The following is a 22,194-nucleotide window of genomic DNA, read 5'->3' as shown; positions in this document are numbered from 1 at the left end:
TGGGCAAATTAAGGATGCGAATGAAAGCATCCATGCGATAAGCGGATACAAAGCATCTTTGTTGCACAACAAACTTACAGTCGCACGGGGAAATTATGGCTACCCCGTGCGTCGCGAGGATAACATACGGCAGGAGCAGGCTCGCCACCTAAATCGTGCGACGGGCCTCAATGGCGCGCCCAAGCGTAAGCTCGTCGGCATACTCCAGGTCGCCGCCCACGGGAAGGCCGCTTGCCAGACGCGACACCTCGACGCCCAGCGGCTTGATAGTGCGGGCCAGGTAGCTCGCCGTGGTCTCGCCCTCAATATTGGGGTTGGTGGCGATGATGACCTCGTGGATGTCCTCGTGGCCCAAGCGTGCCAGCAGCTCACGAATGTGCAGCTGCTCGGGGCCGATCTTGTCCATGGGACTAATCACGCCGCCCAATACGTGGTAGAGACCATGGTAGCTGCCCGTGCGCTCAATCGCCTGGACATCGCGCGGCTCGCCCACCACGCAAATGCGAGTGGTATCGCGCATCGAATCCTGGCAGATGGAGCACTCGTCGGCCGTGGCGTAGTTAAAGCAGCGGCTGCAAAAATGAACCTCCTGCTTAACCTCCAGGATGGCCTCGGCCAAGCGGCGCGCCTCCTCGGCATCGGCCTCGAGCAGGTAATAGGCGATGCGCTGAGCCGACTTGGGGCCAATGCCCGGCAGGCGACCCAGCTCATCGAGCAATTTTTGCAGGCTATGGTTGGCACTCATATATATGCGCGTCTTAGAACGGCATGCCCGGGATGTTGAGACCGCCGGTGATGGCGCCCATCTGCTTGTTGGCGAGCTCGTTGACGCCGCGAACGGCCTCGTTGACGGCAGCCATGATCATATCCTGCAGCATATCGACGTCCTCGGGATCGAGGGCATCGGGATCGATGGTGAGGTTGACGAGCTCCATCTCGCCGTTAACGGTCACCTTGACCATGCCGCCACCGGCAGAGGCGTCGACGGTCTGGGACTTGAGGTTCTCCTGCGCGGCGGCAAGCTGCTCCTGCATCTTGCGAGCCTGCTTCATCATCTGCTGCATGTTCATACCGGCCATGATGGCTCCTTTACGTGCGGCCGCACGCCGAGCTGCAAGGGCAGCCGGAGCACGGCGGGACTTTCAAACTCAAAAATCGTACCACGGCGCGGGGCCAGCGAGCGGGGCGGACGTGTTCCCTCAGTCGATATACATGTCCTGGAGTGCAAGCCGCACCCAAAGATTATGCGAAGTTGAATAATTCGCATCTGCATATTATTGAAAGCTAAATCTTGTAGAGCCGGAATCCGACATTTTCTGCGTACCACTAAATGGCTAAATGCCGAACCGCTGCTCGAGGCGGCGCTCATGATGGCAGGGTATAATTTGATTGTCACAGACAGCAATTTGGAGGTGCCCCCATGAATGCCCCCGACGCGCTCCAAAACATCCGCTCAAAACACCCCGTTGCATATGTGGTTCTCTATCTCTTTGTCGGCTGGGCATTACTGGTTGTCATCACCCATGCTATAGCCTTTGGAGCAGAACTGCTGATAGCCAGCTCGGACCAGCCCGTCGTCAAATGGGAAGCGACCGATGAGTGCACCGACGGGACCCGGACCGTTTACTACAACAGCCCGTCCCTTTACCAAGAGCTCAAGGTCAAGATAAAAGATTCCAAGATTGTTGATGCCGAGCCAGGCTCTTTTTTGACAATCGGAGCAGTTGCCAACGACATGCAAGTCGAGTACACAGACAGTCGTGCGACGTATCGTGTCGACCTCAGCACCCTAGGACGACCGTCGCGTACCTGTCTGCTCGAATGCGAGATGCGCGGCACCACACTACACATGTCCGAAATACAGATGCGCCCGGGCAAGGGGTTCTCTTCTTGAGCAGTATACCCGCCTGCGCAGCTACTCCACCGGCTTGAAGATGGTGGACTGGCCGAAGACGCTGCGGATGAGGGCTTTGGCCTCGTCCTCGGTCTGCGGGATGCTCGGGGCTGCACCCTGATGGCCGAAGGGGCTGCCGGCGCCGGGGTTGGACTCCCAGGGAGCTGCAGGAGCGTCCTCCTCTTTGGGGGTAGTTGCAGCGGACTTGGGCGCGGACGCCGCACCCGGCACGTCGAACGGGGGCAGATCGTCCCCGCCCGTGTCGGCGGCAAAACCGCCAACCATGGCGTCGTCGTAGGGTACCTGTTCGGATTCCCACGGTGCAGACGGCACGGACGGCTGAGCCTTGGGAGCGGACGCGCGCTCGGGAGCGCGGGGCGCAGGCTCGGTCGGGAGCATGCCCGTGGCAGGAGCGCCGGCGGGATTGTCCGAGCGCAGCCAGGGGGCCTTGCCCAGGTCGGATGACTTGGGCGCGGGCGAGGCGGGCTTGGGCGCGGGTGTCGGAGCAGCCGGTTTGGCCGTGACGGGTTTAGGCGCCGACGGGGTCGGTGCCGCTACCGGTGCTGCTTTTGGCTGCGTTGCGCTGGCGCTCGAGGATGCAGGGGCCGCCGAGGACACGGGTTGCGGGTCCGCAGATGCCGCAGCCCGTGCAGATGGAGAATGCTCCTCATGTTGAGGAGCCGGCGTGCCACCCCCATCCAGGACATAGTCGACGGTACGACGACCGAAGACCGCGCAGACCGTCGGCAGAACCACCGACTGCGTATCGGCGCGACCGAGCATCTTAATGGCAAAAGTCGAGCCCGCGGGGAACGAGACCGTGAGCTTGGAGCCGTCGTCGGCCGTGGCGCGGGCGTTGAGCAAAAGCCCTGCGTAGGAAGCCTGACGCGCCTTGACACGCTCGACAACCTCGGCCCATTTGCGCTGCAGCTCTCCGGCATCCTCGACCGCGGGCGTCTCGGCAGCACCGGCGGCGGCAACCTGGGCGGCATTGTTGGACTGGGGCTTAGGTGCCGGAGCGGTGGCAGGCGCGGGGGCCGCAACGGGCTGAGGCGCAGGCGCTGCAGGCTTGGAGACTGACACGGACGCAGAACGGGGCGCAGGCTGGGCAGTCGGAACAGCAGCTCCGCGGTCCCAAGGCATGCCACCCTGGCGCGCGGACGTAGCAGCAGGGGCAGCGGATGCCGCCGGAGCGGCAGCACGGGCGCCCGAAATGAGCGTCGGCTGTTGGGCAGCAGCGGGTACGGATGCTGCAGGCGCGGCGGCCTGAGCAGCAGCCACGCTCGCCGGCACGGCGCCGTTGGCAACCATGGCCTCCAGACGTGCCACGCGCTCGGCCAATGCCTCAATCGTTAAATCAGCCTCGGGACGTGCCAGACGCGTGCAGGCAATCTCGAGCACCAGGCGTACGTCGCTCGCGCCCCTCATCTCCAGCGCAGCATCGTCGAGCACCGTCAGCACGCGGGCCAGGCGGTCGGCCGGATGCCCGCCAAAGGCAGCAGCCTCAGCAGCAAGCGTCTCGGCCTGCTCGGAGCCGCCCTCAAACAGCTCGGCACGAGCACCGGCAACGCATGCCACGTACACGTCGCGCACGTGCGCCACCAGGTCGCGCGTCAGCTCAAGCAGGTCATTGCCTTCCTCGACCTGCGCGCGAATAAGCCCATACAGATCGGCGACATCACGATTGGCAATGGCACGGGAAAACTCGCCCAGAATCTGGTCCGAAACCTCGCCTAAAAGCGAGCGGGCGTCGTCCGCATGCACAGAACCGTTGCCAAAGACGCTCAGCTGCTCCAGCGTGGAGAGCGCGTCGCGCATGCCGCCCTTGGCATGGCGCGCCACGATGGCGAGCGCTTCATCGTCGTAGTCGAAGCCCTCCTGCTCGCACACGTATGCCAGGCGATGCTCAATATCCTCGTTGCCGATGCGATGGAAATCGAAACGCTGGCAGCGCGAGAGGATGGTCTCCAGAATCTTTTGCGGGTCGGTAGTGCACAGCACAAAGATCACGTGTGCCGGCGGCTCCTCGAGCGTCTTGAGCAGCGCGTTGAACGCCGCCGTCGTGAGCATGTGGACCTCGTCGATGATATAGATCTTGTACTTGCCGCGCACCGGGGCAAAGTTGACGGAGTTGATGATCTCCTCGCGCACGTTGTCCACGCCGGTACGGCTTGCGGCATCGAGCTCGTAGACGTCCGGATGGTTGCCCTCGGCAATGAGCTCGCACTCCTCACAGGTGCCGTCGGGCATGCAGCCGCTTGCGCCCTCGGCGCGCGCTGCCTCGGCATTGTGGCACAGCAGTGCCTTGGCAAGAATACGCGCCATAGTGGTCTTGCCCGTGCCGCGCGGTCCGCAGAACAGGTAGGCGTGGGACAGGCGCCCCTCGGTGATGGCGTGCTCGAGCGTCGAGACGATATGCTGCTGGCCCACCACGGAGTCGAAGGTGAGCGGGCGATACTTTCGGTACAACGATTCCATGGGTGCTCCCCCGGGTATACTGAGTTTTGTTGCCGCGACGGCCATGCGGTCGCACGGCATACTGCATTCATAATAACCCGTACGGCGAGCCCGCCGCGATAGGAGTCCAAAGAGCATGGCAGATGCAGAGAGTAACCTCGTTCCCTCCGAAGCAGCCGACCAGATCGAGGTCGCGCTCGAGAAGCAGGCAGCAGCCGATGACGGCATCCTGTACCTCAACGAGTACCAGTACGAAAACGACCTCGTCACCGACTTCGCCCGTCTGGTCGCCTCGCCCAGGCGTCGCGGCTCGCTGTATGTCGCCGCGGCAATTGCCGCGCTGCTGGGCGTTGGCATGCTGGTGGCCGGCGGCAACTGGATCAAGTTTGGCGTCGTCCTGATCGTGTTCGGCGCCTTTTTGGCCTGGTGGAGCAAAAACCTGCACCACACGCTCGCCCGCGACTTTATCGATGCCGTCGAGGCCGACGAGTCCATGGGCGGCCGCTATCGCCGCGTCGCCGCCAACGAAGACGGCCTGATGGTCTGGGGCAAGAGCGGCAAGTCGCAGTTCTTCCCGTTTGAGAAGCTCGACCACGTACTCGACGGCGAGCGCATCTTTGTGGCCATGTTCGCCGACCAGGGCGTGACGATCCCCAAGGACACCTTTGTTCGCGGCGATGCCGAGCAGTTTGGCCCCTTCCTGAAGGCGCGCATCAACAAAAAGCTCCGCATCGAGACCAAGAAGAAGAAAATGAAGGCCGAGAAGGCTGCCGCCGAGGCCAAGCAGGGCGACAAGACCGACAAGCCCCAGGGCGACAAGGGCAAGCAGCGCAAGCAGAAGAAGAGCAAGAAGAGGCGCTAGGCTGGCCGACACCGAAGGTGCCTCGTCCCGCGCCCGATTCCGGGTCGGGGCGCCTGAAATCGGGCGCGCGTACTGCCGATGGACCCGTTTTGCCTAACTCTCGAGCTATTTCACTTCAAGCCTTAAGAGCCTTCGCTCCGGCAGATCGGTCATCTTCATCGTGTAAGTCCCGGGAAATGCTTTCTCAAAACGGACGGTTTCGTAATCTTCGAAATAGTCGTTGGTGTTTTGCATCATAAATGGGACGAGCAACTCGTTTTCTGCCCCAACCTCCACGGCAAACGCAGCAGAGCCGCCAAGGACCGGCATGGCTTGCGTTATCAGATCGGTATTGACTACAAAATCATAGTTTGGCGCAGACTCCGGAACCAGATGCCAAACATACGCTTTGATTCCACCGTCGATATTATCCCTATTTCTGACACGCATCTTTACGGCGATAACGCACGTGATGTCGGCATCCTTCAGTCTCGTTTTCGTATCCACGGTGCCATATTTTGAATAATCGTCATGTGCTCGTTTGAGATACTCGCGCGGCGTGAGTAGTTCTGCTCCATCTATGCAAAACGAATACCCATCAGTCACCACATCCTTCGATCCCAGAAACGCTCCATCCATCGAGAGCCATTCGCCCTCCGCGTAATATTTCTCAGGAATAACTGTCCGATTCCTGTTAACGACGCTCACCCTCATGCCCGCAAGGCCGGTAGCAGCACAGCAAAAAAGCGCGAGCGCCGATCTTCTCGTCCACAGGGTCTTCTTCATCGCGCTCACGACCTTTCCCGAACTTCCACAACGGCACCGTCGCGCATGCAGTAAACCCGATCGGCCAGCTCCTCGAGCACCTCTCCGTCATGGCTAGACAGAAGAACCTCGCGACCCGTTGATGCCGCCATCGCCACAACACGCTTGAGCATTTCCACGCCTGCTTCGTCGAGGGCATTCGTTGGTTCATCGAGAACAAGCAACTTCGGCTTTTCCATAATCGCTGCAGCTATCCCCAGACGCTGCTTCATCCCAAGCGAGTATGCTCGGAACTTCTTTTTTTCGTCTGCATCGAGCCCCACGAGCCGCAGGGCGGAGCGAATGTCTTCGTGGGTGGCAACGCCCTTGATTTGAGCTATGAGTTCCAGATTGTCGTAGCCAGACAGATATCCTAAAAAGGAAGGAGCCTCTATCAACATCCCAAGACTCGGCGGAAACGAGATATCCGCCCCAAGTCTTTGACCATCGATAACGATCTCGCCCTCGGTAGGTCTAATCAATCCGCAGACCGCTCGCATAAGCATGGTCTTGCCCGAACCGTTTATCCCCTGAAGCCCGACCACAGTCCCAGGATCAACCTCGATAGACACGTTGCGCACGACATCGTTTTTGCCCATGCGCTTCGATACGTCCCTAACGATCACACTCATATCTTGTCCCTCTTTTCGATAAGGTCGGCCCTTCGAAACCACAGTCCACCCAACGATAGGCATAACGACATAATTACGATTGAAAACAAGCCACTCGAGCCCGTCGCAATTCCTTCTTTGACGATTCCACCCCAGCGCAACAGCATCAAGGCATTTCCCAGCAGCGCCCAATGCCGCGCATATGCCGAACAGATCAGGTAGCTCATTACAACCGCAAATGAAACTGACGGCCCAAGCACAAGCCCAACCGTTGCCTGCACAAACGCAAGCGCCTCAAAAGCAAGAAAGAGACCTGCGAAAAACGGCAGTGCACCTGCTTCGCTCGCCTTGAGAAACCACGGCGCCAAATTAGCCAGCTGAAGCGACTCGCCATGGATGACCGCGCTGAACGAGACGCTCACCATCAAGCTCCAAATCACAACAGAGCAAACCACTACGAGCAGCGAAAATGCCGTTATCGCCGCCACTGAGATAAAACGCGAGACCCACCAAAGGGTTCTCTCCTGGCATCGGACAAGCGTTTGCAAACCAAACCCGTGCAACGATTCGGCGGGATAATCGAGTGTTGCATAGAGAATAAGCAGAATGAGAAATAGCCATCCTAGCGGAGGCACAAACATGACCCCGGGCCTAGGCTCAAACGGAGCAGATCCGGCAAACACGAGCGCAAGATTGTCCGCAAACCCCAAGGTATCCGTCCTGACCCCATACACAGAAGACAAACCGTAGGCGTACACCAGGTTCGCAACGGTCACTGCCGCAATCGCAATAAAGGTAATGATGTTCTTCTTCAAAACGGTCCTCAGGTCCGCGGTGACCAGCCTAAACAGCATCAGACCACCTCGCGTCTTTTCCACGCCCCAGAAAAAGCCAACGAAGCAAGGGTCAATAATATGATTTCCGCAAAACCGGCTCGAATGTCTGGCCAGTTATTCAGCGATTCCGACCTGATGCTGTTGAGGATATTGCAGTTAAACCCCACACAAGCCATTACGCCGAAGATCCAGCCATTTGCAAAATGCCACGCAACCATTAGCAGATACGGGACAATTATCGCTTTGACTCTGCTACGAAACAAAATTGAGAAGCCAGCTACAGCCATGGATAAAGTCCCGAGCGTGACAGCATCGAACAGCGTGTATGCGAGCACATGTGACAAAGGATGCGAATAAAATAGACCGGAGAAGTAGCTATGCAGGTAAAGTCCTACGTAAGTCGACTCATCGACCCGAGGAAGATACGCAGGAAAAAGCATCGAGACGATCAGGAAATTGACGAGCAGAGGAATGGCAGTCACTGTAAACGCGGAGAGGAAAGCAGACAGCATCTTTACGTTCACGTACGCCTTTCTGGAAACGCGCGTGCATATCTGCATGTCATAACCACTCAAACGCTCAAAGAGGCACGACCAAGATCCAGCCAACATTGCAAGCAGGGGCAGTGCATAGAAAAACACCGACGCAGACAGTGGCGCGTTCGCGCTCACAACAATCCAGTTACCAAAGCAACTTTCACGTGTTTGACCGAGATATGTCTGAGACTGCAGACCAATGCCGTAACCAAAAGATAACAGTTGCTTGCGCTCAGTCTCGAGCGTCCACCATGCCTCAATGGCAACCGCCATCGAAATTACAGTCGCCAAAATAAGAGCCAGCGCAAATAAAGGGTTTCCAAATATCTTGGATAACTCGTGTCGTAATAGATTTCCATTCAAGCGACATCACCCTCCTATTGGCCAGGCCGAGCAGCAGCACTCGATCTCGCCCCAATCAAAAGCGGTTAACAATGCGTCGACGCACGGCAACCTTTGCATGAATGGAGAAAGATGTCTGTAAACACTCGCTATTGAGTTGATAATCCAGGCGTTTACACGTTATCCACCTGCGATAACAATGAAATAAGCTCCGCTTTGTTCTTGATCTTCAACTGGCGATAAGATGCGGATCGCAACGCTTGCACCGTAGATGCAGCATAACCTACGTCCTCCGCAATGGTCTTTGTCGTTGCGCCCTCTGCCGTCATCAGCAAAATTTGCGACTGAACATCAGAAAGGGAGCGCGATGTAAGCAAAGCCAGCTGGCGCACGCGAGCCGTTTCGGTGAACCCATTCGCACGGTACTCCAAGACGGCCCTCTCGTTCTCAACCGAGTGGGCGAGCGCGATGTGCGTGACGAACATGGGCACAGACCAGCAGACGACCACCGTTGCCACGACGACATTGACAGCCGAACTATGCCCCAACAGCGACGCAAGGAACAGCGGCTCGAAAACCATCAGATCCTGCGCCATGTTGAGCAAGACGACCCAGACAGGAGCCGTCGCCCCAAAGCAAAGCATCCATACCCCAAACATTTTGCGCTGCGGACAGCTTCGCAGCACTACATATGTGAGCAGCATCCCCGCCAGCACCACGAACCCATGAATTCGCCCCCTACTGGCCGCATAGATTGAAGCAGCGACACCTATTGACACCAATGGCACGATAGCCCGAGCACGGGCATGCACCTTAAACGGACGCAGCCCAACAGCGAGCGAAGCTGTAGACGCCACGCCGCAAAACAGGACCGGCACAGCCATCAACGGAACGCGTATGCACCTCCATGCCGAGATATAGATAAAAGACCATTCCGCAGCAGACAGTATCGCCCACATGCACGGACCTCCGAGCTCAATCGCCTCACCTGCTCTATCCAGCGCAGCTTCACGATTCGGTTTTCCACCCGCGTAGCGTAGCGACAGAAACAGTCCGAGACCCAATGCATAGCTTGAGAGAGAAAAAGCGACAGCCCACGAAACACCGGATCCCCAATCGCTATCCGCCATTACCAACGGGCCAGCCGCAAGGAGGATAAAAAATAATGTGAGCAGGTATCGAAACAGCCGGTGCGTTCGAGCTGATGCCAACATATCGTCAGCATGCCGCTGCGGCAGCTCAGGCCCTACAGTATCACCCTCACCCGCAAACAACGCCACGAGCTCGCGTGAGCCCGCAACTGACGCCTTCCCGTATGCTCGATGAAGCGTTGTTCGCACCGTCGATGGCTTCGTATCCGTCTCCTTGGCAATTTCCGCCGGCGTTTTCCCTTTGAGCAGCAGTCGAACAAACTGCTCTTCTCTAGGCGACAGGGCAGGAGAAAACGCCTCCGCATCGAATGGGTCAGACGCGTGGGCGATATCCGAATTGTTGTCCCGTTTTCTCCTTAGTAACATGCATACGAAGGCAGCGGCGATAGCAGACCCCATCGCAAGCAATGCAATGATCGCGGCATCGCTTGCGAAGTATGCCGCCTCAACAGCCGGAACAAGGCCAATAGGGACTGCCACGAGCACAGAACGGGCAAACACGTCGCTCTGCCCCCGACCAAAGGCGCGGGAGCAGCGAAACAGCGGGGCCACAGCCAATGCGAGATAGACCAACGGAATTAAAAGCGCAAGGCCAATTGATGCGGCCGAAACAGAGGGTATCCCCCATGGCTCGGGGACAATTCTCCATGAAACTCGACAGCAAAACAGCAGGCAAGACAGGACGGCTATTGTTTCTGTAAAAATCGCGTTCTGCAGGCGACGATTCTCTCTTTCGTCGGTCGGCGTCGCCCCCTGCGTCAAAGGAGAGCCCGCCGTGTCCCAAATAACATATGAGAGGAGCAACGCCCCAGCAAAGCACGAGACGCACGAAACGCCATGCAACAGCCAGATCGGTGCAAACACGAATGGAATAGAATCTCCGCGAGCATAGAAGGCCAAGTCAACCCACTCGGGAACCGTTGCAATAACACCAAGGAAAACACCGATAGCACCGAGATGCCTCGGCCGTCTCATTCCCCCCTTGCATAGCGCAGCACCATGAACAAACGCGGCGAGGCATGCGCCCAGGATAACGAGCCAGGTCATTGCACCTGACGCCAGGCCGATTGAAGATGAAAACCGGTGATAAGGGGTGACCGCCATTACGACAAGCGCAATGGCGCAGGCAGATGTAGCAGAACGGCGGGAAAAAAGCATATGGCCTCCATAGCGTGTCATTATATCGCTCGAGCCGCTCGTTTATCTCTGTTCCCACACCAGCCAGCATCAACGATTCAGGCGAACTCCAATCCGAGCCAGATCACGGTCCAGCTTTTGTCCGCAGTCCCCGCTCCAAAATGGGATGCGGTTTCCTTTTGAGCGCCGGTTCGGAAAGTCCGTCCCGTTCCAGGCCATTATTCTGGGATGCAGCTTCCGCAAGCTGCCCCCTTTGGAAAGCGCATCCCATTATTTGGTTGAAAACCGGTCCCCCACTTTCCGAACGAGCCGAAACGACCCGAACCGATCGGGCCACCTCATCCCCGTTTCCTCGCCATCTGCCCGAGCGTGCTACACTAGCAGCATCTATGCCACCGCGAACGGCTTGGCCCCGCGCCCGCCGCTCGCAAACGAACTTTAAACGCACGAGGGTTGGCCATGCCGCTTTTCTCGCAACATACCGCCCGGTTCTCGCCGGACGTTCCTTTGGAGGGCACCAGCTCTCGCGAGCTGCTCAAGCGGTACCAGCCGCTCGAGACGCTTGCGACCGGCGGTTTTGGCTCCATCGAGATCTGCCGCGACACGCACCTGCGCCGCCGCGTCGCCATTAAGCGCATCCCCCTTATCAACGGTTCCGGCATGCCCGCCAGCGACATCATGGATGTCCTGCGCGAGGCGCACACTGCCGCTATGCTTCAACATCCCAATATCGTGCAGGTTATCGACTTTACGCACGACACCGCCTATGCCTACCTGGTTATGGAATATGTCGATGGCATGTCGCTAGCCGAGTTTTTGCATCGCGTGGACGGCCACTCACTTACCTTTGACGAGGCCGCGGCCATTGCCGATGCCCTGGGCCAGGCGCTCACCTTCGCCCATAGTAATGGCGTACTCCACCTGGACATTAAGCCCGCCAACGTGCTCATCGACCACTCGGGCAATGTAAAGCTCACCGACTTTGGCATGGCGCGGCTGTCGTCCGCCGGTGGCTTTGGCGGCTCGCGCGGCGGCACCATCGGCTACATGCCGCCCGAGCAGCTCGATATCGAGACCGGCACGGTCGACGAACGCGCTGATGTCTTTGCCCTTGCCTGCGTTATCTATGAGGGCTTGTGCGGCAGCGCTCCCTTTATGGCGGCCACGCCCGCCGACTCGCTCGACCGTATCATCGGCGGCGCCACCTATCCCAGCGAGCTGATACCACACTTCCCCCCGGGAGCCGAGAGCGCGCTCATGAGCGCGCTCTCCCCCATGCCGCAGGACCGCCCCAGCAGCATCGAGGCATTTTGCGACCAGCTCCTTGCCGGTCTGGGCAGCGTACGCGAGGGCCGTCGCAGCTTGGAGCAAATGGTTGGCGAGCTTTCGGATGACGAGCAGGAGCTCGACGATATCGAGCCGTCGTACTACGAGGACGACGCCATCGAGGTCGACCCCGCACTCGGCTGGGCGGGCACGCGCTGGAGCCATGCGCGCGACTACACCATGCGCGCTATCTCGGCGCTAGCGTGCGGCACCTTTAGCTTTTTGCTGATGCAAACGGCTGGGGTCGCGGCGCTTCCCGGCCTGGTCATTGCGGCTATCGCGATCGGAGCGGCGGCCGGCCTGGCCCCCCAGATTGGCTCGGCCATCTCGGCCGTGGGCTTTTTGGTGCTCATGGCCAACGCCACCATGCAGGCACAGGGCATCCTGTCGATGTTGCCCGTCGCGGTGATCTTTGCCGCCGCCATGTCCGGTTGGTGGATCGCCTGGGGTCGCACCGAGACTGCCGCGAGCGCCGCGCTCACCTGTGCACTCGCGCTTGGCTGTCTGACCGGCAACACCTTCCTGGCAGCTGGGGTCGCCGCCGGCGTCGCGTCATTTTGGCTCGGCCCGGCAAGCGCCGCCGCGGCAACGGGCATGGGCGCGCTTTTTGCCCGTCTGGCCACGGTCGCGCTTTCAGCCGGAGGCGTGCTGGGGCTCGGTAACGTTGCCGCAGCGCTGGGAGACCCGCTCCTTTGGGCTGCCTTTGTGCTGGTCACGGCAACTGCCGCAGCGTCATCTGCGCTGCTCAATGCCCATGCCAAGCGTGCCGATCAGGGCTCAAACCTTGCCGCAATCGCCGCTATCGCTTTCACCGGCATCGGCTGCGCAGCGGCGTCCTGTCTTGCACACCATATGGAAATTGCCAGCCTTGCAGCCGCGGTCGTCGCCAAGGCGGCGGTTGCGGGAACCCTATCCTCTATAATCGTTGGGATATGCCTATATATGCTCGGATACCAAAGAACCTATACGGAGAGTGATCTTTCGTGAACTTCCTGAACATCTTCGAGGACCACGTGGCCGGCATCTTCGGTGCCACCCGTGCCCCGTTCTCCTTTAAGAAGCTTGCCAAGCAGGCCGCTCGCGACATGGAGGATCAGACTCTGGTGATCAATGGCGTCAACACGGCGCCGGCACTCTATACCATCCTGATCGCCGCCGACGACGACCCCATGCTCGCCCCGTTCTACCCCGAGCTTTCGCGTGAGGTCCGCGAGTTCGTGAAGGCGCAGGCCGAAAAGCGCCGTTATGTCTTTGTCGGCGAGCCCCTCGTGCGCTTTATGATCGATCCGCAGCTGCGTGCCGGCAAGTTCTCGGTCTTTGCCGAGAACGTCGATGCCCCCACGCTCGGCCGCCTGTACGAAGAAGAGCGCGCCTATCAAAACGGTCTGGGCCAAAACAACTCCGCGGCAAGCCGTGCCGCCAGCGCCCCGCGCGCCGGTCAGCAGCAGTTTGCTGCCCCGCAGCAGCAGCGCCCCGCCGCCATGCCCCAGCAGCAGCCGACGCCTCGCGCCGCCGCTCCCGACCCGCTTGCCGTAGCAGATCCCTTCGCGCCTAGCGTCCCCGACCCCGCCGCTCCTATCCCGGTGCCGCAGACCGTCTCGCGCGACGCGCTTGCCGGCATGGGCGGAGCCGCCGCGACCGGTGCCGCCGTGGGCCTAGGCACCGCAGCCGGCATCGCCTCCAACATGGCGAGCACTCGCGCCCCGCAGCGCCCGCTCGCCCAGCTCGTCGACGTCGTGAGCGGCGAGAGCCATAGCATCACCTCCGCACAGGTGACTATCGGTCGCGAGCGCTCAGTTTCCGATATTGCCCTGCGCGACCCCAACGTGTCGCGCCGCCACGCCCAGCTCACCTTTACGGGCTCGGATTGGTCGATCGAGGACCTCAATTCCACCAACGGCACGCTCGTCAACAACCGCCGCATTACGCGCTGCCCGCTGCGCAACGGCGATCTGCTGACGTTTGGCCTGAGCACCTTTGAATTTAGGGGATAGTCGCTTATGAACATCGATATCGTCCTTTTTGCAGGCCGCATCGTCCTGGTCGCCCTGCTCTATATCTTCCTGTTCGCCGTCATGAAGACCGGCGTGGGACTTGTGCGCGGACAGCGCCGCGACTCGGCTATCTGGACGATCGATGTGGACAAGGGCCCGCGCGGCATCCGTGGCATCCACGTAGACATGCTCGGCCCCGTCATCGTCGGTCGCTCGCCATCTTCGGACATCTGCATCAACGAACCGTTCGTCTCGGCCTCGCATGCGCGCTTTTCGCTGCAGGGCCCGGCGCTCATCATCGAGGACCTCAACTCGCTTAACGGCACGCTCGTCAACGGCCGCCAGCTTGTGGAGCCTGCCACGCTGCGCGAGGGCGACGAAGTCCAGATTGGCGATGTGGTCATGAAGGTGAACCGTCGATGATCGACGAGGAGAACAAGTCCACAACTATGACCGAGGCACCGGCTGCCGCCACAGCTGCACCGGCCCACGCCGCTCCGGCGGGCTCCGCACCCGTGGAACCCGAGGACACCGTGTTCTCCCTGCCTCTTTCGCATGTAACGCATGATATTTCGGATCTCGCCGATAACGAGGACGAAGAGAATGCCGTAGCGGCGCCCATCGGCGCACATGCTGCGGATCAGCCCACAGCGCCAGAAGCAACCCCGACGCCAGCTCACTTTGCAGAGCCCGTCGCCGCGGCAATCAACGAGAGCGCTGCGGTGTTTGCGGCACCCGAGCCCGCCGCGCCGGCGTTTCCCATAGCCCCGTCATCCGAGGTTGCGCCCGCGTCTACGCCGGCGCCCGAGGCAGGGCCATCCCCCGAGGACGGCCCTGCGCCCAAGACCCCGCAGCCTGCGCCCGCAAGCGAGTCCGATGCCGTGGCCGAGCCCGCCGCCCAGTCGCAAAGCACGCCCGCGCCGTCGCACTTTGCGACACCCGAGCCTATAGACGTCAGCCCGCAAGACGACGAGTCGACCGCCCGCGTGTCCGAGGAGTCGGGCTCCTCGGACACCGGCGATTCCGAATCAAACGCCGAGACCGACACCGTCTCTCCCGGTGACACAGCCGAGATCGACGTAGCCGCCGTTGAAGCCAAGCTCAAAGACCCCGGCTCGACCATGAGCTTTGAGCCCCTGACCGAGGAGCGCATCGAGACCGACTCGACCTATGATGCCGGCACCACCACGCAACTCATGTGGGGTGCCCGCTCCGACGTTGGCTGTGTGCGCCCGCACAATGAGGATTCCTACCTGGTGCAGTCGCCGCTCTTTTGCGTATGCGACGGCATGGGCGGTCACGCCGCCGGCGAGGTAGCCTCTTCCATCGCCGTCGAGACTATTGCCAAGACGGCCCCGCAGTCCGCCGACGCAGCACGCCTGGCCGCAGCCGTCGAGGCAGCCAACGCCGCCGTAATCGAGGCCGCCCTGAACGGCCTAGGCAAGCCCGGCATGGGCTGCACAGCCACTTGCGCCTATATCGAAAACGACACGCTCGCCATCGCCCACGTGGGCGACTCTCGCGCCTACCTGCTCCACGAGGGCACGCTCATCCGCGTGACCCGCGACCACTCCTACGTGGAGGAGCTCGTGGACGCCGGCGAGATAACGGCAGACGAGGCTCGCGTCCACCCCAACCGTTCGGTCATCACCCGTGCGCTGGGCTCAGACCCCGCCATGTATGCCGACCACTTCACTCTGCATATCGAGGAAGGCGACCGCCTGATCCTGTGCTCTGACGGCCTTTCGAGCATGATTCCCGATAGCGATATCGAGAACATCGCCACGCAGTCCTCAACCGCGCAAATCTGCGTCGACAACCTAGTGGACGCGGCGCTTGCCGCCGGCGGCCACGACAACGTGACCGTAGTAGTCGTTGACCTGGTTGACGATGGCGTTATGCGCGAGGCGCAACGCGTGCGTCGCCGCAACGTCACCATCGGCGTCGTCTTAGGTCTCGTCTTGGTGCTGGCGGCTGCCATCTGGGCCTACACGGGTGTCACCGGCTCGTACTACCTGGGTACCTACCAGGGCAATGTCGCCGTCTGGCGCGGCCTGCCCGGCAAGCCACTCGGACTCAAGCTCCACTGGCTCGAAAGCGAAACCAGTATCAAGCTGTCCGACCTGCCCGAAGACACGCAAAACCGCCTCAAGGCGGGCATTCCGCAAACAAGTGTCGACGATGCGCAGGACACGATATCCAAGTACCGCCACCAGATCGACGAGGAGCAGACCCGCCAGGTGATCGACGCGCAAACGATTCGCGACAACACCGACCAGGGATCGACCTCCGAATCAGATTCCGAGAAAACCGCCGAACAGTCCGCCGAGGCCGAAGCCTCCGATAAGAATTAGAAAGGGAGTGCCGCTTATGAGTCGCCGCAACACCGAACTGCTCTTGCTCATCGCCTCGGCGTTCCCCGTCATCCTGCTGTATGCGATGTACGTCCTCACCGCGGGCGCTGCCATCTCCTTTGAGACGCTCGCCGTACCGATCGGCCTCTTCGCCGCCTTCGCCGCAGCACATATCGCCGTGCGCATCTTGGCGCCTGGCGCCGACCCCGCCATCCTGCCCATCGTATTTATACTTTCGGGCATCGGCATCACGTTCGTGACACGCCTCGCCCCCGCTCTCGCCATCTCACAGCTCATCATCCTGTTTGTCTCGGTGGCGCTCATGGTGGGAACGCTTGCACTGGTCAAAAACCTCGACGTGGTCATGCGCTACAAGTACACCTTTGGCATTATCGGCATCATTCTGCTGATGCTGCCCATCTTTATCGGCACCACGATCTCGGGCTCCAAGCTGTGGATTCGCATCGCGGGCTTTACCATCCAGCCCGGCGAGTTCGCCAAGGTCTTTATCGTGCTGTTCCTGGCCGGCTACTTGGCCGAGAACCGCGAGCTGCTCTCCATCTCCAACCGCAAGATCCTGGGCTTTAAGATCCCTCGCCTGCGACTGCTGCTGCCGCTGTTTGCCGTGTGGGGTGTGTGCCTGCTCGTCGTCGTCTTCGAACGCGACCTGGGTTCGGCCGTGCTGTTCTACACCATCTTCTTGCTGATGCTCTACGTTGCCACAGGGCGCTTTTCGTATGTCGTTATCGGCCTTGCGCTCTTAGCCGTTGGAGCCGTGGGCGCCTACAAGTTCCTGTCGCACGTTCAGGTGCGTTTCCAGGTTTGGGTCGATCCGTTTAAGGACGCCCAGGGCCAGGGCTACCAGATCGTCCAGTCGCTCTTCTCGCTTGCCGATGGCGGTCTGGTCGGTGTTGGCATCGGCAACGGCATGGCCAACAACATCCCCGTCGTCGAGTCCGACTTTATCTTCTCGGCTATCGGCGAGGAGATGGGCCTTTTGGGCGGCGGCGCCGTGCTCATCCTGTTTATGCTCTTTGCCGTGCGTGGCCTCACCACGGCTGCCCGCGCTAAATCCGACCTCGCAGCCTTTAGTGCCACGGGCCTTACGGCCGCCATCAGCTTCCAGGCCTTCTTGATCGTTGGCGGCGTAACCCGCCTGATCCCGCTGACCGGCGTCACCCTGCCTTTTATGAGCCAGGGCGGCTCCTCGCTGCTGGCGAGCTTTATCATCGTCGCGCTTCTGCTGCGCGCCGGTGACGAGGCAACCGGACGCGAGGCCGAGCTTACCGGCACCGGCACCATGGCCGCCATCACCGATGATCAGGTCGCATCTGCCGCCGCCCCGACGGGCACGCGCTTTGCCACCTCGTCTTCCTACGGCAGTGGCAGCCATTCCGTCGGCTCGCGCATGCGTCGTCGCCTGCTCGACACGCCTGAATCCGGTGTGCTCGGCCGCGTTGCGCTCGCCAACCGTCTAACCCGTGCGGTGCTAGCCTTTACGGCGCTGTTTGCCATCCTTATCGGCAACCTCACCTATGTCCAGGTCATCAAGGCCAAGGACTATCAGGATATGCCGACCAACAACCACACCATCGCCCGCTCCAAGTACATCCAGCGCGGCTCCATCATCACGTCCGACGGCGTGACGCTGGCCGAGTCGCTGCAGCAGGAGGACGGCACCTACGTACGCTCCTACCCCAACGGCAACCTGGCAGCGCACGTGGTTGGCTACGTGAGCCAGCAGTTTGGCACCACCGCCATCGAGAGTGTCATGAACGACACGCTCACCGGCTCCAAGGATTACTCCAGCTGGAACAACGCCATCGCGTCGCTCGCGGGCCAGACCCAGCCGGGCAACACCGCCAAGCTCACCATCGACTCGCGTATCCAGACAGCTGCCGAGCAGGCACTCAAGGGCTTTAAGGGCGCTGTAGTGGTCATCGACCCGCGTACCGGCGCGGTACTCGCATGTGCCAGCTCGCCCACCTACGACAACACCAACATCGACGCCCTGCTGCAGGCGGGCGGCGGCGAGGACGGCTCCATGTACAATCGCGCCATGGACGCGCTGTACACGCCGGGCTCCACGTTTAAGGTCGTTACGCTTTCCGCAGCACTCGAGACCGGTACCGCCAGCCTTACCAGCACCTACCAGGCGCCCGGCTCCATGGACATCGGCAACGCACCGGTCATCAACTATGCCAACGAGAGCTACGGCACCATCAGCCTGCAGCAGGCCTTTGCCGTGTCCTCCAACGTCGTCTTTGGCCAGGTGGCAAACGAAGTTGGTGCAAACACGCTCGTGCAGTTTACCAACGCCTTTGGCTACGGCCAAGAGCTCGGCCAGGACCTGACCTCCACGGCCTCCATCATGGCCGACCCGTCGCTCATGACCGAGTGGGAGACCGCCTGGGCCGGCGCCGGCCAGCCTGTCGGCATGGACCACACGCCCGGCCCGCAGACCACCGTCATGCAAAACGCCGTGATTGCCGCCGCCATCGCTAACAGTGGCGTGGTCATGGACCCGTACTTTGTAGCCCAGGTACTCGCCCCAGACGGAACCGTGGTTAAGACCACGCAGTCCCGCTCGCTGGGCCAGGCTGTCAGCTCTGCCACGGCCGACCAGGTCAAGCAGGCCATGCTCGCCGTCGTCCAGTCCGGTACCGGCGCCGATGCCCAGGTCCCCGGCGTCAAGGTTGCCGGCAAGACCGGTTCGGCAGAGATCGGCGGCACCAACGTCAACTCGATGTTCGTTGGCTTTGCACCTTACGATTCACCCACGGTCGCCATCTCGGTGGCCTTGGAGGATTACGACAAACACGACGTCAAGGCGGCCAAGATTGCCGGCATCGTCCTGACCGCGGCGCTCGCCGCACAGGGAGCGTGATGCCCATGATCGAATCGGACACCCGAGGCGCGCCGCGGCCGAAGAGTTAGCGGCAACGCGCCACACGGCCCCAGCGGCCACATCGTAGGTACTACACACATCGTTGAGCGAATAGTTATGTTAGGAGCAGGAATGGAACAGAGGGTCCTCGGGGGAAGATACCTCCTCAAGGATAAGGTGGGGACAGGCGGTATGGCGACCGTCTACCGTGCACAGGACCAGGTCCTCGACCGCACGGTAGCCGTCAAGATCATGCTGCCACAGTATGCTGGCGACGCAACCTTCGCCGCACGCTTTAAGCAGGAGGCCCAGGCAGCAGCCGGTCTCTCCTCCCCCTATATCGTTGGCGTCTACGATTGGGGCAAGGACGGCGACACCTATTACATCGTCATGGAGTACCTGCGCGGTACCGACCTTAAGAGCGGAATCAAGAGCCACGGTGCCCTCGACCCCAAGAAGGTCGCCCAGATCGGATCGCAGATCAGCTCTGCACTCTCGGTCGCCCACAAGCACGAGATCATCCACCGCGACATCAAGCCGCAGAACATCATGGTGCTGCCCGACGGCAACATCAAGGTCATGGACTTTGGCATCGCGCGCGCCAAGAACAGCCACCTCACGCAAGACAACAACGTGCTGGGAACCGCCCACTACGTCAGCCCCGAGCAGACCCGCGGTCAGGACCTCGGCCCCACCTCGGATATCTACTCGCTGGGCGTCGTGATGTATGAGTGCGCCACCGGCCGCGTTCCCTTTGACGGTGACGACGCTATCTCGGTCGCACTCAAGCAGGTCAACGAGCTGCCTATTCCGCCGAGCCAGATCAACTCCGGTGTCGATGCCGACCTTGAGCGCATCATCCTTAAGTGCATGGAGAAGGACCCGGCAAACCGCTTCCAGACCGCCGACGAGCTGCGTCAGGTGCTCAACAGCTACCTGTCCGGTCGTGCCGTCAACATCTCGGAGCCCACGCGCATCATCGGTGCCCCCGGTGAGCTGGGCGCCACCAAGACTCGCGAGCTTTCCGATCAGACGCGCGCCATGGTGCGTCCCGTCTCGGGCGTGAGCGGCCAGAATACCGCCCGTAGCTCGGTTTCGGGCTCCACCGGCTCCTACGAGGTCGAAAAGCCCAAGTCCAACAAAAACAAGATCATCGCCGCCGTGGTGGCAGCTGTTGCCGTCATCGGCATCGTGGTGGCCTTTGCCACAGGACTCTTTGGCGACGAACAGGTCACCGTGCCCGACGTGCTGGGCAAGGACCAGCAGACTGCCGTCGAGCTGATCAAGGAGGAAGGCCTTGAGGTCGGCACCATCGACCAGAGCTATAACGACGATGTCGACGAGGGCAAGGTTGCCGAGCAGACCCCCAACGGCAACACCAAGAAGCCCAAAGGCACCAAGGTGAACCTGGTGATCTCCAAGGGCCCCAAGCCCTCCGAGAAGGTTGAGGTTCCCCAGCTTGTCGGTCTAACCAAGGACCAGGCAGAGGCGGCACTGGCAAGCGTTGGCCTAAAGGGCAACGCCACCGAGGAGGCCAACGAGGCCGATGAGGGCCAGGTCTTTGAGCAGGTCACCGAAGCCGGTAAGGAAGTCGAGAAGGGCACGACCATCTCGTACAAGGTCTCGAGCGGCCCGGATACCACGTCCGTCCCCGACCTGACCGACATGACCGAGGCCCAGGCGCGAAACGCCCTCGATATGGCAGGCTTTGGCGTCGACGTGAGCTACCAGGAGAACGACTCGGTTACCGAGGGCACCGTGATCAGCTGGAACCCCAGCGGCAAGCAGAAGCCCGGTGCCACGATTACCGTCGTCATTGCCAAGAAGTCCGGCAAGGCCAGCGTTCCGGGCAACCTGTACGGCAAGAGCATCTCTGCCGCCGTCACCGCGCTCAACAACGCCGGTTTCTATAACATTGGCTTCTGTGACCAGAACGGCAATCCCGTGAGCGGTAACGAGGATGCCACCGTTACGGGCGTCTCCCCCACCGGCAAGCAGTCCACCGACAGCACGATTACGCTGACGGTTGCACTTTCTGGCTCGGGCTCGGGTTCGGGCACGAGCACGGGCGACGATTCCGGTACGACCAACTAGTCGCCACCCAACCGCTCATTACGGCTCTCGCCGCAAACATATTCGCTCACAGGCGCCCGCTTGCTCCCCCAGCAAGCGGGCGCTTCATTTTTGACATGGCATTGAACCAGAAGAGCCCGGCACCGCTGCGGTACCGGGCTCGATATTCCTCTGGTGCCCCCGGGCGGATTCGAAAACTCCCCCCGCGGGGAAATGAGTGACGCGGGTGTCGACGGTCCGAATCCTGCCTTTAGACCAGAAGAGCCCGGCACCGCTGCGGTACCGGGCTCGATATTCCTCTGGTGCCCCCGGGCGGATTCGAACCGTCGACACCCGCTTTAGGAGAGCGGTGCTCTATCCCCTGAGCTACGGAGGCATGTTGTATTAGTGTAGCAGATTTGCGCCACTACCATGCAGCGCATAGCCGCTCTTCGAGATAGTCATCTGCGACGTTCTTTAATGACTAGTCGTTTAAGAACGTCCCCAATGACTAGTTGCCTTTGTGAAAGAGGTTTTTGATGACGGAGGGGATGCTCTTGGCGCCTTTAGCGGTCACGTCGATAAAATCGGGCGAACGAACGAGCTTGTCCTCGTCAATGTACTTACGCACCGCGCGTAGCGTTTCCTTGTCATTGCGCGTCGAAAACGTAAAGTGGCCGTTCTCTTTGGTAAAGATCGCAAAACGCGTGATCTTCTTGGTGCCGCGCAAAACCTCGGCGGCGATATAGTCGATCTCGTCCCACGGGATCTGAATAAAGTCCTCGGGATTGCGCTCGTTATAGTACTCAAACGCCTTATTGCCCACCATTACGTTACCGTGACTGGTAAGACCCATCAGGCAGGTTGCCGGCGTTGCCAGATCGACCGTGCTGTTCTGAGATTGCGCCATGCGCGCCTCGCCCTCCAAATAAAACAATCGGACCGCATCCAGTGTACCTACCGGGTGCGGTC

General features: G+C 60.6%; 17 protein-coding genes and 1 tRNA gene. 8 read left to right on the top strand and 10 right to left on the bottom strand.

Annotation, left to right across the window (positions count from 1 at the left end; all coding sequences use genetic code 11):
* Positions 1-148: 148 nt before the first annotated feature.
* Together recR and DXC90_RS07345 are read right to left on the bottom strand one after the other, a co-directional pair.
* Positions 149-745, bottom strand: a complete 597-nt coding sequence (gene recR / locus DXC90_RS07350; RefSeq protein WP_089573257.1) for a recombination mediator RecR — start codon at positions 743-745, stop codon at positions 149-151.
* Between the two features lie 13 nt (positions 746-758).
* The gene (locus tag DXC90_RS07345; RefSeq protein ID WP_006235174.1) at positions 759-1,079 is read right to left on the bottom strand and encodes a YbaB/EbfC family nucleoid-associated protein; all 321 of its coding nucleotides are present in this window, start codon (positions 1,077-1,079) and stop codon (positions 759-761) included.
* A 341-nt stretch (positions 1,080-1,420) separates the two neighbouring features.
* Here DXC90_RS07345 and DXC90_RS07340 point away from each other — a divergent pair, with 341 nt between their 5' ends.
* The gene (locus DXC90_RS07340; RefSeq protein ID WP_117735409.1) at positions 1,421-1,894 is read left to right on the top strand and encodes a hypothetical protein; all 474 of its coding nucleotides are present in this window, start codon (positions 1,421-1,423) and stop codon (positions 1,892-1,894) included.
* Between the two features lie 21 nt (positions 1,895-1,915).
* Here DXC90_RS07340 and dnaX read toward each other — a convergent pair whose 3' ends face one another.
* The gene (dnaX, locus tag DXC90_RS07335; RefSeq protein ID WP_158550243.1) at positions 1,916-4,372 is read right to left on the bottom strand and encodes a DNA polymerase III subunit gamma/tau; all 2,457 of its coding nucleotides are present in this window, start codon (positions 4,370-4,372) and stop codon (positions 1,916-1,918) included.
* A 115-nt stretch (positions 4,373-4,487) separates the two neighbouring features.
* On the opposite strand from dnaX, the gene DXC90_RS09545 reads away from it, so the two are divergent.
* Positions 4,488-5,213: a hypothetical protein gene (locus tag DXC90_RS09545; RefSeq protein WP_158550242.1), complete on the top strand. Its 726-nt coding sequence runs from the start codon at positions 4,488-4,490 to the stop codon at positions 5,211-5,213.
* Positions 5,214-5,318: 105 nt separating this feature from the next.
* On the opposite strand, the gene DXC90_RS07325 is transcribed toward DXC90_RS09545, so the two are convergent.
* The 5 genes from DXC90_RS07325 to DXC90_RS07305 form a co-directional block, all read right to left on the bottom strand.
* Positions 5,319-5,978: a DUF5028 domain-containing protein gene (locus DXC90_RS07325; protein WP_117735406.1), complete on the bottom strand. Its 660-nt coding sequence runs from the start codon at positions 5,976-5,978 to the stop codon at positions 5,319-5,321.
* Between the two features lie 5 nt (positions 5,979-5,983).
* Positions 5,984-6,628 carry an ATP-binding cassette domain-containing protein gene (locus DXC90_RS07320; RefSeq protein ID WP_117735405.1) on the bottom strand — a complete coding sequence of 215 codons (645 nt, stop codon included), beginning with the start codon at positions 6,626-6,628 and terminating at the stop codon, positions 5,984-5,986.
* Complete coding sequence (locus DXC90_RS07315; RefSeq protein WP_147326619.1) at positions 6,625-7,422, bottom strand: hypothetical protein; 798 nt, start codon at positions 7,420-7,422, stop codon at positions 6,625-6,627. Before DXC90_RS07315 ends, DXC90_RS07320 begins: the two co-directional genes overlap by 4 nt.
* Positions 7,423-7,460: 38 nt before the next feature.
* Complete coding sequence (locus tag DXC90_RS07310) at positions 7,461-8,342, bottom strand: hypothetical protein (RefSeq protein WP_117735403.1); 882 nt, start codon at positions 8,340-8,342, stop codon at positions 7,461-7,463.
* Between the two features lie 152 nt (positions 8,343-8,494).
* A complete protein-coding gene (locus tag DXC90_RS07305; RefSeq protein ID WP_158550241.1) occupies positions 8,495-10,630 on the bottom strand; it encodes a LuxR C-terminal-related transcriptional regulator in 2,136 nt (711 codons plus the stop codon).
* A gap of 438 nt (positions 10,631-11,068) precedes the next feature.
* On the opposite strand from DXC90_RS07305, the gene DXC90_RS07300 reads away from it, so the two are divergent.
* From DXC90_RS07300 to pknB, 6 genes are all read left to right on the top strand, one after another.
* The gene (locus DXC90_RS07300; RefSeq protein WP_117735401.1) at positions 11,069-12,922 is read left to right on the top strand and encodes a serine/threonine-protein kinase; all 1,854 of its coding nucleotides are present in this window, start codon (positions 11,069-11,071) and stop codon (positions 12,920-12,922) included.
* Complete coding sequence (locus DXC90_RS07295) at positions 12,919-13,929, top strand: FhaA domain-containing protein (RefSeq protein WP_117735400.1); 1,011 nt, start codon at positions 12,919-12,921, stop codon at positions 13,927-13,929. The genes DXC90_RS07300 and DXC90_RS07295 overlap by 4 nt, the downstream gene beginning before the upstream one ends.
* A 6-nt stretch (positions 13,930-13,935) precedes the next feature.
* Positions 13,936-14,352: an FHA domain-containing protein gene (locus tag DXC90_RS07290; RefSeq protein WP_006235180.1), complete on the top strand. Its 417-nt coding sequence runs from the start codon at positions 13,936-13,938 to the stop codon at positions 14,350-14,352.
* Entirely contained in the window at positions 14,349-16,283 is a 1,935-nt protein-coding gene (locus DXC90_RS07285; protein ID WP_117735399.1) for a Stp1/IreP family PP2C-type Ser/Thr phosphatase, read from the top strand. Before DXC90_RS07290 ends, DXC90_RS07285 begins: the two co-directional genes overlap by 4 nt.
* A gap of 16 nt (positions 16,284-16,299) precedes the next feature.
* Positions 16,300-19,170, top strand: a complete 2,871-nt coding sequence (locus tag DXC90_RS07280; protein ID WP_117735398.1) for an FtsW/RodA/SpoVE family cell cycle protein — start codon at positions 16,300-16,302, stop codon at positions 19,168-19,170.
* A gap of 132 nt (positions 19,171-19,302) precedes the next feature.
* The gene (gene pknB, locus DXC90_RS07275; RefSeq protein ID WP_117735397.1) at positions 19,303-21,264 is read left to right on the top strand and encodes a Stk1 family PASTA domain-containing Ser/Thr kinase; all 1,962 of its coding nucleotides are present in this window, start codon (positions 19,303-19,305) and stop codon (positions 21,262-21,264) included.
* Positions 21,265-21,543: 279 nt separating this feature from the next.
* Here the strand turns inward: pknB and DXC90_RS07270 are convergent.
* Both DXC90_RS07270 and DXC90_RS07265 read right to left on the bottom strand, forming a co-directional pair.
* Positions 21,544-21,619, bottom strand: a tRNA-Arg gene (locus DXC90_RS07270).
* A gap of 114 nt (positions 21,620-21,733) precedes the next feature.
* Entirely contained in the window at positions 21,734-22,132 is a 399-nt protein-coding gene (locus tag DXC90_RS07265; protein WP_117735463.1) for a DUF956 family protein, read from the bottom strand.
* Positions 22,133-22,194: the final 62 nt, after the last annotated feature.

It is taken from the genome of Collinsella sp. TF09-1AT, assembly GCF_003436895.1.
Classification (GTDB): Bacteria; Actinomycetota; Coriobacteriia; order Coriobacteriales; family Coriobacteriaceae; genus Collinsella.
The sequence above is the reverse complement of the archived record's forward strand: the minus strand, read 5'-3'. Positions and strand labels throughout refer to the sequence as shown.